Consider the following 15,221-nt stretch of genomic DNA (forward strand, 5'->3'; position numbering starts at 1 on the left):
TTGTTATCCTTAACATAGAGTAAAACCTTCAACTGAAGTATCTCAGTATAAGATTAAATATCCCGCAACCTGTGATGCGTGCTCAATCAATGATAACTATTGATAACTACCAATACACATCAATCCACGAAAACGGCTGCGAGTAGATAAGTTGGCTATATCCATTTAACCAACCCCCTCTCTAATATAACGATTAACAAACAAATGTGAAATAGTTTATAGTAACAAAACCTTCCATTACCCTTAAAAGCCACTTCACTATGATTTTACTTTAAGCATGCCTACTTAAATAAAATGACTCAAATAAAACGACTCAAATAAAACGACTTAACTAGAAAACACTAAAATCACATTTATCAACCATTATCTAAAGCTTAACTACATTTGCCAATCGAACGGCATTTGGTGATGACCACGCAGCGCCATCATCAGCGTTTGCTGCATTTGCGCCAACACTTCTTTGGTATAAGGGACAGCAGGAATACCCCATACTGGATTTGGCCATTGCATGTCGTTTTGATAGCGAACGATATGATGAAAATGTAGCTGTGGTACTTGATTACCGAGGGCGGCGACATTCATTTTATCTGCTTGAAAAGTCTTGGCAAGTTGGCTTGATAACCAGCTCGACTCACGCAAAAACTGCGCTTGGTCTGCCTCAGATAGCTCATACAACTCTTTGATAGCTGATACCCGCGGTACCAATATTAACCATGGAAACTGACAATCATTGATTAAACGACAGGTTGATAATGGGAAATCACCCACTAAAAAACTGTCGGCTGCAAGTTTATGATGAAGTTGGAACATAATGACGGTTCTCTTGTTATGACGCTCAAATAAATGGAATTAAAATACAGAAAAGCAGAACTGAATTTACTAAACTATAATACGCTTAAAACATTATGCTTAAAGAAACAGCAGGCTAATAAGATGACGCTATTTTATCAGTTATCCAAGCGATAAAATAGCGCCGTGACCGATTGTCTTAGCGTATGGTATTTGCTGTACTTAAACGATTTCGTAAATGTGCTTAGTTTAACGATATAAACAAGCAAAGCTAGGCAGACTCTGTCACTGTATGCTCGCTAAAATAGCGCAATAGGTCTTGAATGATGGTGACACGCTGCTGCGGTGTTGCCAGCTTATTGGCATCCTGATAGCGTATACCAGATGCGCCATTCATACGATAGCGCTGACCGTCTTTTTGAATCAGCTGAATAATTGCTAAGGCGTCGACCGGCGTATCAGGCGCAAATTCTAGTGTTAGGCTGCTGCTATTGGCATCAATCTTATTAATTTTTAATGGTTCAGCTTGTATACGCAGTCCATGAATAGCAAATAATTGCTTAGTCTGGTCGGGCAGCGTCCCAAAACGGTCAATCATTTCGGTACGGATATCGGTCAAGGCTTCTTTATCATCAGCATTACTAATACGTTTATAAAACAATAAGCGCTGATGCACATCGTGCAAATATTCTTCTGGTATTAGCGCTGAGCTGTGCAAATTGATTTCACTAGTCAGCGACAATGGCGTGCTTAAATCTGGCTCTTTACCGGCTTTAATCGCCTTCGTTGCGCGCTCAAGCATGTCCATATATAGACTAAAGCCAATCGCTTGCATGTTACCACTTTGCTGTTTACCAAGGATTTCACCCGCGCCACGAATCTCTAAATCTTCGCTTGCCAGCATAAAGCCTGCACCCAAGGTATTGGCGCGTTCAATCGCATGCAGACGGCGCTTGGCATCGCCTTTAAGCCCTTTGATAGAAGGTACGAGCAAGTAGCAATACGCTTGATGATGACTCCGGCCAACACGACCTCGCAGCTGATGCAATTGCGCCAAACCAAACTTATCGGCGCGCTCAATGATAATAGTATTGGCATTGGGTACATCAATACCGGTTTCGATAATGGTCGAGCATATCAGCACGTTGAACTTTTTATGATAAAATTGCTGCATCACTTGCTCAAGTTGGCGCTCTTGCATTTGCCCATGCGCAACCCCTACTCGTGCTTCAGGCACCAGTTCACGGACGGTCTCGGCCATACGCTCAATACTGGCGACATCATTGTGCAATAGATAAACCTGTCCGCCGCGTAGTAGCTCACGCAAGATGGCTTCTTTTAATAAGGCATCGGTCTTTTGCATGACAAAGGTTTTAATCGCCAGACGACGTGCAGGCGGGGTGGCAATAATCGACATATCACGCATCCCTGAGAGCGCCATATTAAGCGTTCTAGGGATTGGCGTCGCGGTCATCGACATACTGTCTACATCGGTCTGAATCGCCTTGATACGCTCTTTATGGCGTACGCCAAAACGGTGTTCTTCATCGACAATCATTAAGCCCAGATTAGAGAACTTCACATCAGGTTGCAGAAGTTTATGCGTACCAATGACGATATCGACCTTACCTGCTGCGAGGTCTGTTAACACCGTATCTTGATGCTTTTTACCACCAAAGCGCGACAAGGTTTCAATACGTACCGGCCAATCAGCAAAACGGTCGCGGAAATTGTCTTCATGTTGACCTGCCAGCAAGGTTGTCGGCACCAACACCGCCACTTGATAACCGGCACTCACTGCAATGAACGCCGCACGCATAGCCACTTCTGTTTTACCAAAACCAACATCACCGCAAATAAGTCGATCCATCGGCTGGTTCTGCCGCATGTCTTCCATCACCGCATGAATGGCATTGGCTTGATCAGGCGTTTCTTCAAAGGCAAATTGACTGGCAAATAGCTCATATTGCGATGGGTCGATTTTAAAATGAATACCGACTTTCGCTTCGCGCCGTGCTTGCATATTAAGCAGTTCAGCCGCCACGTCATGGATTTGCTCGAGCGCCTTTTGCTTGGCTTTATCCCATTTACCGCTACCAATTTTGTGTAGGGGCGCAAGTGCAGGGTCACCGCCACTATAACGGTTAATCATTTGTAAATTGGCAACCGGTACATAGATACTGGCGTCATCAGCGTACTTTAGGTGGATAAACTCTTGCTCGCCGTCACCAACATCGAGCGTAATCAGGCCATTGTAACGCCCAATACCATGCTCGATATGCACCACTGGACTGCCTTCGGTGATTTCGGTGACGCTTTTAACCAAGAACTCTTCTGACACCCCGCTTTGTCGGCGACGACGCGTTTGCAGCACTTGCCGGCCAAATAATTGCGTCTCACTAATCACCACTAAGCGCTCAGGCACGTAAACACCGCGTTCAATAGGCGCAATGGTCAATCCGACTTGCGGTAACTTATTACTATTATCCTTCGATTTGTCCGCTGCTAAAAACGCCTCAAAGCTATCGTAAGCTTTGACATCTATTTTGCCTTTAAACAGTTCAATCAGAATTTCACGCCGACCCGCCGTTTCTGCCACAATTAATACAGGTGTTGCTGTTTGCGCTTGCAACTCTAAAAACGCTAACAGTTCGCTAAGGGGTTCGGCTTTTTGATGATTGACTGGTAGTTGTGGCGGCTCTTGCGCACTTAGTGTCACTAGCCCTTGTTTTTTTGGCGGCAGGGTTAATGGTTCAGATGCTAAGGTTGCGTCATCGTTATCAATGCTATCAATCGCAGCGACATCAGTCATGGTCGCAAGCTCATTACGCGCACTCAATATCACTCGCGGATAATGATTAAGATGTTCGTTTAGACTATTTGATAATAAATATAACAATTCAGGCGCAACGATGGGCTTGTCAATATCGTGACGGCGCTCTTCATAACGGCGCTGAATTTGTGACCAATAATCTGCCTGTTTTTCGTTAATCAGCTCATCGGTAATAAACAAGGCATCGCTTGGCAAATAGGAAAACAAACTACTTTCTGCCATCCAATCCTTTAAATCAAAAAACAGTGGCTGATAATACTCAAGTCCGCTACTGGCAATACCTGCCATGACATCTTTATGCAGCTCAGATTTGCGGCTACTGGCATTGGGGAACATGGCGGCAAAGTTGGTGCGGAACGTCTCCCGCCCTTCATCGAGCGGAAACTCTTTAGCGGGTAGTATTTGAAATTGCTTAATGGGCTTTGAGATATCTGGCAGTTTATGCAGCAGCGATAGCGATTCTTTGCCCATGCTGCTATCGTTGCCGCTTATCATGGTTTTGAGGTCATCAACGGTCAATGTGCGCTGGGTCTGCGGATTAAAAAAGCGAATGGTCTCAATTTCATCATCGAATAAATCTAGGCGTAGCGGAAATGGCTGACCCATGGCAAAGATATCAATGATACTACCACGTACGGCAAATTCGCCCGGCTCAAAGACGTTCTCAACCGCGCGATAACCCGCCTTTGCCAATAGTTCGCGCTGAGTATTGATATCAAATCGATCACCGACACTCAAATCAAAATGCTGCCCTATCAACCAGCTTGGCGGTGCGACACGGTGCATCAATGCCTGTACCGATATTAACAATACCCCTGACGTTGGCATATCCGTTAACAGGTTAATACGCTCGCTGACGATATCTTGATGCGGAGACAGCTCATCATAGGTCAGCGTTTCCCAATCAGGGAACACATAAGCATCGACGCCGCAAAATGCCAACTCCGTCTCTATCTGGTTAAGCTGATTTTGGTCACGCGTCACCACAACCTTTAGACGGTCAGCCACATCCCATAGCGGCGTTTGTACCAGACTTGCGAGCCACAAGCTACTGACTGCTCCATGCACAGGCGCCAGCCAACGCCGCTCGGCATTCTGGATAGGAAATAACTGCTGGTTAATAGGGTCAAAGGCGTCGGTCAAAGCAGTGATAGACATAAAGGATAGGGTCAACGTTAAGAGTCAGAAAGCTATTATACGAATATTTGCGCAATTACCAAAATTTATGCCGTAACGGTTTGTCACTTAGCCTTGTTATGAAAAAACCAAAAACTAAACAATTGATAAAACGCATATTCATCTATAACGACAAGCTACTTAAATACAAAAACCTCAACGATTAAGCTGAGGTCTCGGAGTTATAACCATTAAGCTACTGTTAAAGTATAAGCTATTTTTAAATTAATGGTTTTTCGCTTGCGATAATGCCGTTATTGTCGGCATAAACAAACATACCTGAGTTTAACGTTAAATCACCAAAGCGGATTTCAATATCGGTTTGACCTTCATCGCGGCGATTTGATTTGCGCGGGATGCAACCAAGCGCCATGACACCGATATCCATTTGCGCCATATCATCTACATCACGCACGCAGCCATATACCACCACCCCTGCCCAGCCATTATCAATCGCTGATTGCGCAATCATATCGCCGAGCAACGCGCAGCGCATTGAACCGCCACCGTCAACGACCAAGACTTTGCCATTGCCGTCTTTATCTTTGCCATCGCTGTTTAATAAGGATTTTACACGGCTATTATCTTCAAAGCATTTTACCGTCACGATTTCACCGCAAAATCTGTCTTTACCGCCAAAGCTATAAAATGATTTGCCTTCAATATTGGGCAAACATACCTGCGACTCAGGATTGGCATCTAATAAATCACAAGTGACAAAGTTGTCTTTATTCATCGTGGTTGTTTCTGCTGTGTCTGACATCGTGACGCTCCTTGTTAAGTTAAATAGTTGAATTATCTATCATGAAATCTGAGTTTTTATTAATTTATGTTTAGGCTATTTTTTGACTTTGGTCATTGCTAGTAGCTGTTTATTTTCGATAATTTCCGTGTCTGTAATGGTAGGCTCACTACGATATTTATTACGCTGATACACCTCATGCGCACTCATCGCCATCGCACTGGCAACGCGCTTGGCAGAAATAGGATGCAAGGATAATGACTCGGGGACGATTGGCGAGATCAGTTTAAAGGCTTTTTGACCAAAGCTTTCAAGCGGACGGCCTTTATGCTTGCCAAGTAATAGTGATGGTCGAAAAATCACCAACTGGGTAAAACCTAGCGCCATAATAGACTGCTCTGTTTCCGCTTTGACCCGATTGTATAAAAAACGGCTGTCGATATCGGCATTCATTGAGGACAATAAAAAGAAGTTTTCCACGCCTTTCGCACGGCACAATGTGGCAAAATTGACATTATAGTCGTGGTCAACTTTTCGAAACGCTTCATCACTACCTGCTTGTTTTTTGGTGGTACCAAGGCAGCTAAAGGCATCGGTCTTACTATCTGCGCCGACACTGGCAAATATTTCAGCCAAGTTATCAAAATCATTGACCTGATAAAAGCGCATGCTGGCATTGATGTAGCGAGGCGGCCGCCGTGCAATCACAATCAACGTGTCATAAAGCTCACTAAGCTGCTTAACAAGATGCTGTCCGACCAGTCCTGTTGCGCCAATTACAATTGCTTTTCGCTGCATAGCCTATCCATTTATATCATGTTGGGGTGTTTATAATGCTAAAAATGATGTCTTATAGAAATTGTTTGCTTTGGTATCATACCTAAATTAACAACTCGCTAGCGCTATTCTACACAATTTATTGTAAGAGATTTTATCAACGGTTAGGTTTATGGGAATCATTCAGAATTTTAAGTCTAACTTTTGTTATATAATTCACTTGTTAGCGCGATAAACCCTTTAATTAAACCTTTAAGATCGGCTAACATAACTTCTTTTAGCATTAATCATCAAATATATTGTTCTAAGCGCAATAATTTGCTAAGATAACCGGCTTTACACGTCAACGCTGTTTAATTATTCCAAACAGTTCTGGCACGAGCGATGCTCTATTACTATTAGGTGCTTTAATAACAGATAAGTGCCCTCATAATAGACATCGACATCATGTTTGGCGAGAGGCTGCTCGTCACCGATGATTGTTAAACCCATTATTATTGCAATCAACATTCATATTTTTATCTGTCTTTATCAAGGAGATACGCGTGGCTAATACTGCACAAGCTCGTAAACGCGCCCGTCAAAACACCAAACGTCGTCAGAACTCTGCGTCACAACGCTCTATGGTTCGTACTTATCTAAAACGTGTTGATGCGGCTATCGCTGCTAAAGATTATGACGCGGCTACCGAAGCTTACAAAAAAGCGGTACCGGTTCTTGATCGTATGGCTGACAAAGGTATTATTCATAAGAATAAAGCTGCTCGTCGTAAGAGCCGCCTAAACAAAACTATCAAAGGCCTACAAGCTTAAGATTGATTGCGTTTAGACCGCATCGCACTTGATGGTGTGATGACCAAAACCTTGCTACTGGTTTTCATACTGGGGCAAGGTTTTTTTATGCCTATTTAAAAGGTAACCGTTACTATTTAAAAAACATTATAAGGCTAATTAAATACTCCAAAAATAAAGCCTATGTCCATTTTACTTCTGGTGGCAATAGTAATTTGCTTGGATGAAAACCAGCGGCACGGTAGCCCTGTAATAAATCGCTGATTGGACGAATATATACTTGCCCGCGCCAAACGAAATAGGCATTGGCTTGCTCAAAAGGCTTATCATCAAACCACAAAAACACCCCTTCCATCATCTTTGGCCAATCATTCCAATCAATCTCAACCACGTCTAGCATCACTGCCAAAAACGCTGATAGTAACGTATCATGACTGACGGCGAGCATTAAATGCCCATGTTGCGGCTGGTTTTGATAAAAAAGCGATAAAAGATCAAGTCCGCCTTGATAAGCATTTTTCGTGCCTTCAAGATTGCCTTGTAAGAAGCGATTGATAAAGTTTAGCACACCAATTTCTTTAAAAATCGGGTTGGCAATCTCAGGTTCGGTCACCAGACTGCCAGGTTCAACCAGTAGCGATTGATGGGCAATATCACGTCGTAGTCCCGCACCCTCTTGCATCAGCTGCGCGGTATCAATACAGCGACCAATCGGACTTGAGATACTATCAACATCGAGCGAATACGGCAAATGTTCTGCTAGCCAGCGCCCCCAAGACTTTGCCAACACGCGACCTTTTGGCGTTAGCGGCAATTGATAACTGGCAAAACCATTACCATCAGAGCGCTCGCGCAGAGAATGTCTGGTAAATAAAATCAGTCTTTTATCTACCGGCAACAAACCGACCGAAGACATCATACTGTCAGGTAAGTGAGAAGGTGCAGGTGCGTTCGGCCTGAGGTTCGTAGGCTTTTCAGCCGGTGTCGATCGTCCCGATGGGGTATTATTAGGCAATTTACTCATGATAGTAAGCGTAGCAGATTTATTGATGAGAATGAACAAAATATAAGGTCAGTTGCACTATAGCTTATTCCGCTACATATCGATATAAGCGCTTGGTTAACAGGATTTAGCCAATATCCACCACTTTGTTCCAGATGAACGCCAATTCGGTACTGCTCACCTCATTAGGATAAGCACGCGGATTGACTATCACCCGCGTTTTATTAATTTGATAATCAAAGGCTTCATGGGTATGGCCATGTACCCATAGCACAGGTGCCCAGTCCTCATGCATCCAGCTCGTTAAATCACTAACAAAGGCGGCATTACTCGGCAAGTTGGCAAATTTCTCAGACACAGATAATGGGCTAATACTATGATGACTCATGACCACCGTTTTTTTACCCAATGCTTGCGCCGTTATCAGCGCTTGCTGTAGCCATTGACGATGTGCAGTATGGATTTGTATCGATACTTCAGGAGAGAACAGCTCGCCACCCGCATAAATTTGCTTATAATCGCGCATAAAACGCCTAGCCGCTGCCATCGTATCGGCATCGGCTTGATATTGATAGTCCGTCCATAACGTACAACCTAGAATCCTTACCTTACCGATGTCAATATACTGACACTGTAAAAAGCGCACGCCCTGCTCTAATTCACTATCATAATTATCCCAAGTGGCAAGCTTTTTATCGAAATGCAGCACATCTTCGCCGAAGTATTCATGATTGCCCGCGATGGTAATCAAAGGTACTTGCAAATGCGCTGCCTGCTCTTGTAGCCATGGCATACCATCATCGCTATTGGCAGTATCTCCCGCTACCAATACCACGTCTGCGTCCGTTTTAGGGATGCGCCCTAGTGGATACGACTGCCGCGCATAACTATCAATATGTAAGTCACTTAAAATCTGTAATTTCATAGGTTTTACTATTATCCAATCAAACTATTTGCAAAAGTCAGCTTTTTCCTCAGCTTACGATTAGCGTGAATTTAACCAGTGTAGCAGCTTTTCGTTAACGAGCAAAAAGTAAAAAAGACAGCGGATTAGGCTGTCTTTTTTTATTATACGGTCGATCTATAGCGCTAAAGACTGTTCAATATCAATTGTAATTTAGCCAAAGGATCAACAGCTTGGGTGATTGAGCGACCAATCACCAAGTAATCAGAACCATCTGCTAACGCTTGCTTCGGTGTACAGATACGTTTTTGATCATCAGCATTGTCGTCTGGCAAGCGAATGCCAGGAGTAATCAATTTAAAATCTTCACCACATAATGCTTTAAGTGTTTTTGCTTCTTGTGCTGAGCATACTACCCCATCAAGACCTGCTTGCTTGGTCAATTGTGCCAAACGGCTCACTTGGGCATCTAGGCCGTCGGTGATACCTGTTTGCGTCAGTGCCTGATTGTCCATAGAAGTCAGCACGGTTACGGCGATTAGCAGGGTTTCAAAATTACCGTTCAACAAGCGCTGCTTGGCTAATGACATGGCCTCAAGGCCCGCACTTGCATGCACGTTGACCATCCATACGCCAAGCTCGGCTGCTGCAAGTACCGCTTGTGCCGTGGTATTAGGAATATCGTGAAATTTCAAGTCCAAAAACACGTCAAAATCACGCTGATGTAGCGCTTTAACAATTTCAGGACCACAGCGGGTAAACAGCTCTTTGCCTACTTTTAAGCGACATAACGCTGGGTCTAATTGGTCAGCTAGTGCTAAAGAGGCATCTTTAGTCATATTATCCAGTGCAACGACGACTGGAGAATGGATGGTGTTATTCATAGTTGTGCCACGTTCTATCAGTTTATTAAATGATTATTATTAAATTATTATATAAACGTCTCAATATAAGAATGCTTAGTTAGCACTCAATGCTCACGCTTTTGCTTGGTTAAAGTAGCACCATCGTCTACATCGATAACGCTGCCGTCTTGTACATTGGTCGCTGTCGCGCCGTAAACCGCTTCTTGTACTGATGGTGCGTTTGCCTGACGGTCAATGACGATATTGGCCTGCGTCACCTGCTCTTGCAGATTGGCATTTAGCTTTTGTAGCCGTGAGATTTCCCACTTATTTTGTAGCACACGGAAGATAAGCAGCGCGAGTAGCATGCCAATCACAATGCCTAGTATCAAGCACAGAATCAGTAATAAGCCCAAATTCATCGTTGGTGCTTGGGAGAAAAGTAGATTCACCCCAACTTCGGTATTATTGGCCAATACCAAACCGAGCGAATAAGCGAAGCTTAAAAACAGTAATACCAGCAGTAAAATACGCATCAGAGATATCCTTTTATGTTGAATCGTATGAACCGTTTAACAAAGAACGCGACATTCTGACGGCTCTGCTTACCTAACCGTTTGCTACCTTGGCATTGACAGCTTCACGTAGCGCTTTGCCCGGCTTAAAGTGTGGAATGGCTTTTGCAGGTACGGGTACGCTTTCGCCTGTTTTAGGATTGCGCCCCATACGGGCACGGCGATGATGAAGACAAAAACTACCAAAGCCACGCACCTCTACTCGGCCGTCATTGGCTAAGGTATCGGTCATCAAATTTAATATTTCGCGTACTGCATCATCGACGACAGTGTCTGTCATGTTGTCACAATTCGCACTCAGATTACTAATAAATTCGGACTTGTTAATTGCTTGCTGCATTATCACATGGACCTTATTGATTAATGGATAAGATGATATGAAGTAAATGAACCGTTTAGGTCTGTTTAATTTAACTTTCACATCTCGTTACTCAATGTTGCAAATGATAGCGGATATTGGCATAAATAGGAATAAGAGTTTCCTTTTTTACCATAAAACCTTACTAACTTGCCCCATACTCAAATTTAATCACAAAAAAAAGCGACCGGAGTCGCTTTCTTTTTATAGTATAACTATATCAACAAACTACCGCTTACTGCATTTGTTCTTTGATCAAGTCACCAATGGTTTTTGGCTGTGCATCAGAACCGGCAGCAGCAGTCGTACCAGTGCTTCCCAATTCTTTAATCGCTTGACGCTCTTCAGCTTCGTCTTTGGCTTTGATTGACAAGTTGATGTTACGAGTTTTGCGATCAACACTGATGATTTTCGCTTCAACATCATCACCAACAGATAGATGCTTGGTTGCATCTTCAACGCGATCACGTTGAATCTCAGAAGCACGTAAATAAGCTTCTACTTCGTCAGCAAGTTCGATAGTCGCACCTTTCGCGTCTACTTCTTTTACTTTACCATTAACGATAGCACCGCGGTCATTGTTGACTAGGTATTCGTTGAATGGATCAGAGCTTAATTGTTTGATGCCTAAGCTGATACGGTTGGCTTCTGAATCTACAGACAATACCATTGCTTCAACGGTGTCGCCTTTGTTGTAGTTACGGATAGCTTCTTCGCCAGTTTCGTTCCAAGAGATATCAGATAGATGAACAAGACCATCGATACCACCGTCTAGACCAATAAAGATACCGAAATCAGTGATAGATTTAATCGTACCAGTGATTTTATCACCGCGCTCATGTTTCTTATCAAACTCATCCCATGGGTTAGCAAGAGTTTGTTTGATACCTAAGCTGATACGACGACGTTCTTCATCGATATCAAGGATCATCACTTCAACTTCGTCACCCACTTGCACAACTTTTGATGGGTGGATGTTTTTATTGGTGTGATCCATCTCTGATACGTGGACTAGACCTTCAATGCCTTCAGAGATTTCAGCAAAACAACCATAGTCAGTCAAGTTAGTTACGCGAGCTTTAACAACGCTACCCACTGGGTATGTGCCGCCAACGTTATCCCAAGGATCTGTACCAAGTTGTTTTAGACCTAAGCTTACGCGATTGCGCTCACGATCAAACTTCAATACTTTAACTTTTAGATCTTGACCAACTTCAACCACCTCAGATGGATGCTTGATACGGCGCCACGCCATGTCAGTGATGTGTAGTAGACCATCAATACCACCAAGATCAACGAATGCACCGTAATCAGTTAGGTTCTTAACGATACCTTCGATCTCGATACCTTCTTCAAGCTTGTTCAATAGCTCTTCACGCTCAGCTGAGTTTTCAGCTTCCATAACAGCGCGGCGACTTACCACGACGTTGTTACGTTTTTGATCAAGTTTGATAACTTTAAATTCTAGCTCTTTGCCTTCTAGATGCGTGGTATCACGAATCGGACGGACGTCTACCAATGAACCTGGTAGGAACGCGCGAACTGAACCGATATCAACGGTAAAGCCGCCTTTTACTTTGCTAGAAATAATACCTTTAACGATCTCATCGTTATCAGAGATTTTCTCAAGGAAATTCCAAGTCTCAACGCGTTTGGCTTTTTCGCGTGACAGTAAGGTTTGACCCATACCGTTATCAACCGCTTCAACCACGACGTCGACTGTGTCGCCAACTTCAACTTCAAGTTCGCCTTCTTCGCTTAAAAACTCTTCACGAGCGACGATACCTTCAGATTTAAGACCAGTATCTACTGTGATCCAATCGCTATCGATGGCTACAACAGTACCAGTAATAACCGAGCCACGCTCGATATCAAGACCTGTTTCTTCGATGCTCGCTTCAAATAGTTCAGCAAATGATTCCATTATGTCTACCTTTGTATAGCCGTATCCTGTCCAGCACAGTACGGATCAAATGTATGACTGTATAAAACGAGAATACTGGTTTTATATCTTATGCAGTCATATAAAAAAACGGTTGTTGCTAATAAGCGATTTTTTAGCGAACTCACTAGCAACGACTGTCTTACTTATATTTATACAATTTTATACTAAAACGGAAGCCATAGGAAACCTTTTAGTACTTAAAATGTTGTTTTTATTAACGATTAAAACAAACACCCTTATCTTGACAATGTTTTTTTACCAACTCATAAACCGCGTCAGCGTCTAGGTTTGAGCTATCTAAAACCAGTGCATCTTCAGCCGGTTTTGACGGTGCCGTTGCTCGGTTTTCATCACGCTCATCTCGCGCTTTAATCGTTGCCAGAATCGCGTCAAAGTCGGCCGCCTGCCCAGCTTTTAATAGCTGTACCACGCGGCGCTCTGCACGAGCGGTAGCGCTTGCGGTCAGATAGACCTTTACATCGGCATCGGGGAAAACTACCGTGCCCATGTCGCGACCATCCGCAACCAATCCTGATTGGGTTGCCATATCTTGCTGCAATTTAAGCAATGCTTGGCGCACCTTTGGATAAACTGCAACTTGTGAAGCATAACCGCCAACGGTTTCATTGCGTACTTGCTCACCAATCTTAGCGCCATTGACAATAATATCCACGCGCCCTGAATCGCTATTAGGCTCAAAAACGATCTGTAAGCTTTGGGTCAATTCTAATAACGCAGTCTCATCAATCGCTTGGTTGGCATCTGCTGTAATCAGACCTGCTTCAAACGCTTTTAAACCAACGATGCGATATAACGCCCCTGAATCAAGCAGCTGATAGCCCAAAGTTTGCGCTAAGCGCCACGTAACCGTGCCTTTACCTGCCCCACTTGGACCATCAATACAGATAACCGGATAGCGCAATGACGGCGTCTCACTATTGTCATTAGTATTAGGTATAAAAGCAGACATAACACTCACTTAATCGTCGGCAGAGCTGACATCGTGGTAAACAAAGAATTTCCCTGCGCTATCAAACGCTTGCACGGTAATAGACAGATTCGTAAGCAAATAGGGCGATAGTATAGCAAACATAACTCCCTATCACTAGCAGTGAGACTAATATCTTGTTAATCATTTGAACGGTTTTTTTATCTTTTTTTTCGTTTGGACGCTTGCCGACGTTCACGAAAAAAAGCCTTTAGCATTTGACTGCTATGCTCACGGCACAGACCTTTATACACTTGAATACGATGATTATAAAAAGACTCGGCAGCCAAGTTCATTTGACTACCAACCATACCAGCCCTCGGCTCGCTTGCTGCATAGATAAGTCTATCGACGCGAGCATGAATCAGCGCGCCAATACACATAGTACACGGCTCTAAAGTCACATATAACGTTGTCTGAAGCGGCAAGCGATAGTTGTTTAAACGCGTGCAGGCATCCCTTAACGCGATAATCTCTGCATGCGCGGTTGCGTCATGGCGTCCAATCGGCTCATTAAAACCTTGACCTATAATCTGCTGATTGTGTACCAGTATTGCTCCTACGGGCACTTCTTCACGTGCAGCGCCTTGCTTAGCAAGATTAAGCGCTTGTTGCATCCAGTTGATATCTTCGACTGCCCAAAGTTCATCTGTAGCAAGTTGGTAGTTAATTGCCTGAAATGGCTGCAAGCTTATATTCTGTATATTTTTCATTTACTGTGGCAATTGCCAGTCAATCGGTTTTTGGCCATGTTGTATTAGATAATCATTGGTCTTAGAAAACGGCTTAGAACCAAAAAACCCGCCGCGGTTGGCAGCCAACGGCGATGGATGTACAGCGGTCAGAATCAAATGTTTATCGGTATTGATATATTTGCCTTTTTTCTGCGCTTTACTGCCCCACAATATAAATACCGTATGCTCTGTTTGTTCATTGACCACGTCAATCACGGCGTCGGTAAACTGCTCCCAACCTTTATTTTGATGGCTGTTTGGCGTGCCTTCTTGTACCGTAAGCGAGCTGTTTAATAACAACACGCCTTGCTGCGCCCAATAAGTCAGATCGCCATGTTTTGAAGGAGCGATTCCGATGTCACTCGCCATCTCTTTTAGCACATTATTTAAAGACGGCGGTTTTGGTATGGCTTTTGGTACTGAAAACGATAAACCCATCGCTTGCCCTGGACCATGATAAGGGTCTTGACCCAGTATCACCACCTTCACCTGTGATAATGGCGTTAGATTTAACGCATTAAACATTAAGGGCGCTGGCGGATAAATACTATCATCTGATTGATAAGCTTCTTTTAAAAAAGCGCGCAAGTTATCCATATTATCAGAGGTCAATTCTTCTGCTAAGGCTTGTTTCCAGTCGTCCGGTAAGCGCACATTGTCCAAAATCGCTTGTTTTTGGGCCTCGGTTTTCGTAGATTTTTCATCAAACAATTCCATGATAGGTCCTTTTTTATTTTTTATAGGAGGATAAGAAATACGAT

The 15,221-nt window shown here is 43.5% G+C and carries 14 protein-coding genes; 1 reads left to right on the plus strand and 13 read right to left on the minus strand.

The window, feature by feature from the left end:
- Positions 1-378: 378 nt before the first annotated feature.
- From H9653_RS00345 to H9653_RS00360, 4 genes are all read right to left on the minus strand, one after another.
- Positions 379-810 (minus strand): HIT domain-containing protein, encoded by a 432-nt coding sequence (locus tag H9653_RS00345; protein WP_191689663.1) that lies wholly within the window; start codon positions 808-810, stop codon positions 379-381.
- A 250-nt stretch (positions 811-1,060) separates the two neighbouring features.
- The gene (gene mfd / locus H9653_RS00350; protein ID WP_191689665.1) at positions 1,061-4,780 is read right to left on the minus strand and encodes a transcription-repair coupling factor; all 3,720 of its coding nucleotides are present in this window, start codon (positions 4,778-4,780) and stop codon (positions 1,061-1,063) included.
- 238 nt (positions 4,781-5,018) lie between these two features.
- On the minus strand, positions 5,019-5,561 hold the full coding sequence (rraA, locus tag H9653_RS00355) for a ribonuclease E activity regulator RraA (protein ID WP_082894266.1): 543 nt from the start codon (positions 5,559-5,561) through the stop codon (positions 5,019-5,021).
- A gap of 75 nt (positions 5,562-5,636) precedes the next feature.
- Positions 5,637-6,338 carry an NAD-dependent epimerase/dehydratase family protein gene (locus H9653_RS00360; RefSeq protein WP_068404498.1) on the minus strand — a complete coding sequence of 234 codons (702 nt, stop codon included), beginning with the start codon at positions 6,336-6,338 and terminating at the stop codon, positions 5,637-5,639.
- Between the two features lie 524 nt (positions 6,339-6,862).
- Here H9653_RS00360 and rpsT point away from each other — a divergent pair.
- The gene (gene rpsT, locus H9653_RS00365; protein WP_010200097.1) at positions 6,863-7,129 is read left to right on the plus strand and encodes a 30S ribosomal protein S20; all 267 of its coding nucleotides are present in this window, start codon (positions 6,863-6,865) and stop codon (positions 7,127-7,129) included.
- A 160-nt stretch (positions 7,130-7,289) separates the two neighbouring features.
- Here the strand turns inward: rpsT and H9653_RS00370 are convergent, their stop codons facing one another.
- The 9 genes from H9653_RS00370 to H9653_RS00410 all read right to left on the minus strand — a co-directional run bounded on the left by H9653_RS00370 (position 7,290) and on the right by H9653_RS00410 (position 15,177).
- Positions 7,290-8,132 (minus strand): histidine phosphatase family protein, encoded by an 843-nt coding sequence (locus tag H9653_RS00370; protein ID WP_068404500.1) that lies wholly within the window; start codon positions 8,130-8,132, stop codon positions 7,290-7,292.
- Positions 8,133-8,238: 106 nt separating this feature from the next.
- Positions 8,239-9,036, minus strand: a complete 798-nt coding sequence (locus H9653_RS00375; RefSeq protein ID WP_191689667.1) for a metallophosphoesterase — start codon at positions 9,034-9,036, stop codon at positions 8,239-8,241.
- A 164-nt stretch (positions 9,037-9,200) separates the two neighbouring features.
- Positions 9,201-9,899, minus strand: coding sequence for an orotidine-5'-phosphate decarboxylase (gene pyrF, locus H9653_RS00380; RefSeq protein WP_068404504.1), 699 nt, complete (start codon positions 9,897-9,899; stop codon positions 9,201-9,203).
- Between the two features lie 86 nt (positions 9,900-9,985).
- Positions 9,986-10,396, minus strand: coding sequence for a lipopolysaccharide assembly protein LapA domain-containing protein (locus H9653_RS00385; protein ID WP_068404506.1), 411 nt, complete (start codon positions 10,394-10,396; stop codon positions 9,986-9,988).
- A 73-nt stretch (positions 10,397-10,469) separates the two neighbouring features.
- Positions 10,470-10,775: an integration host factor subunit beta gene (locus H9653_RS00390; protein WP_068404507.1), complete on the minus strand. Its 306-nt coding sequence runs from the start codon at positions 10,773-10,775 to the stop codon at positions 10,470-10,472.
- 253 nt (positions 10,776-11,028) lie between these two features.
- Entirely contained in the window at positions 11,029-12,717 is a 1,689-nt protein-coding gene (gene rpsA / locus H9653_RS00395) for a 30S ribosomal protein S1 (protein ID WP_068404509.1), read from the minus strand.
- A gap of 235 nt (positions 12,718-12,952) precedes the next feature.
- Complete coding sequence (gene cmk / locus H9653_RS00400) at positions 12,953-13,708, minus strand: (d)CMP kinase (protein WP_191689669.1); 756 nt, start codon at positions 13,706-13,708, stop codon at positions 12,953-12,955.
- Between the two features lie 179 nt (positions 13,709-13,887).
- On the minus strand, positions 13,888-14,439 hold the full coding sequence (tadA, locus tag H9653_RS00405) for a tRNA adenosine(34) deaminase TadA (protein WP_082894267.1): 552 nt from the start codon (positions 14,437-14,439) through the stop codon (positions 13,888-13,890).
- On the minus strand, positions 14,440-15,177 hold the full coding sequence (locus H9653_RS00410) for a uracil-DNA glycosylase (RefSeq protein ID WP_068404512.1): 738 nt from the start codon (positions 15,175-15,177) through the stop codon (positions 14,440-14,442).
- Positions 15,178-15,221: the final 44 nt, after the last annotated feature.

This window comes from Psychrobacter communis (assembly GCF_014836505.1).
Lineage (GTDB): Bacteria > Pseudomonadota > Gammaproteobacteria > Pseudomonadales > Moraxellaceae > Psychrobacter > Psychrobacter faecalis.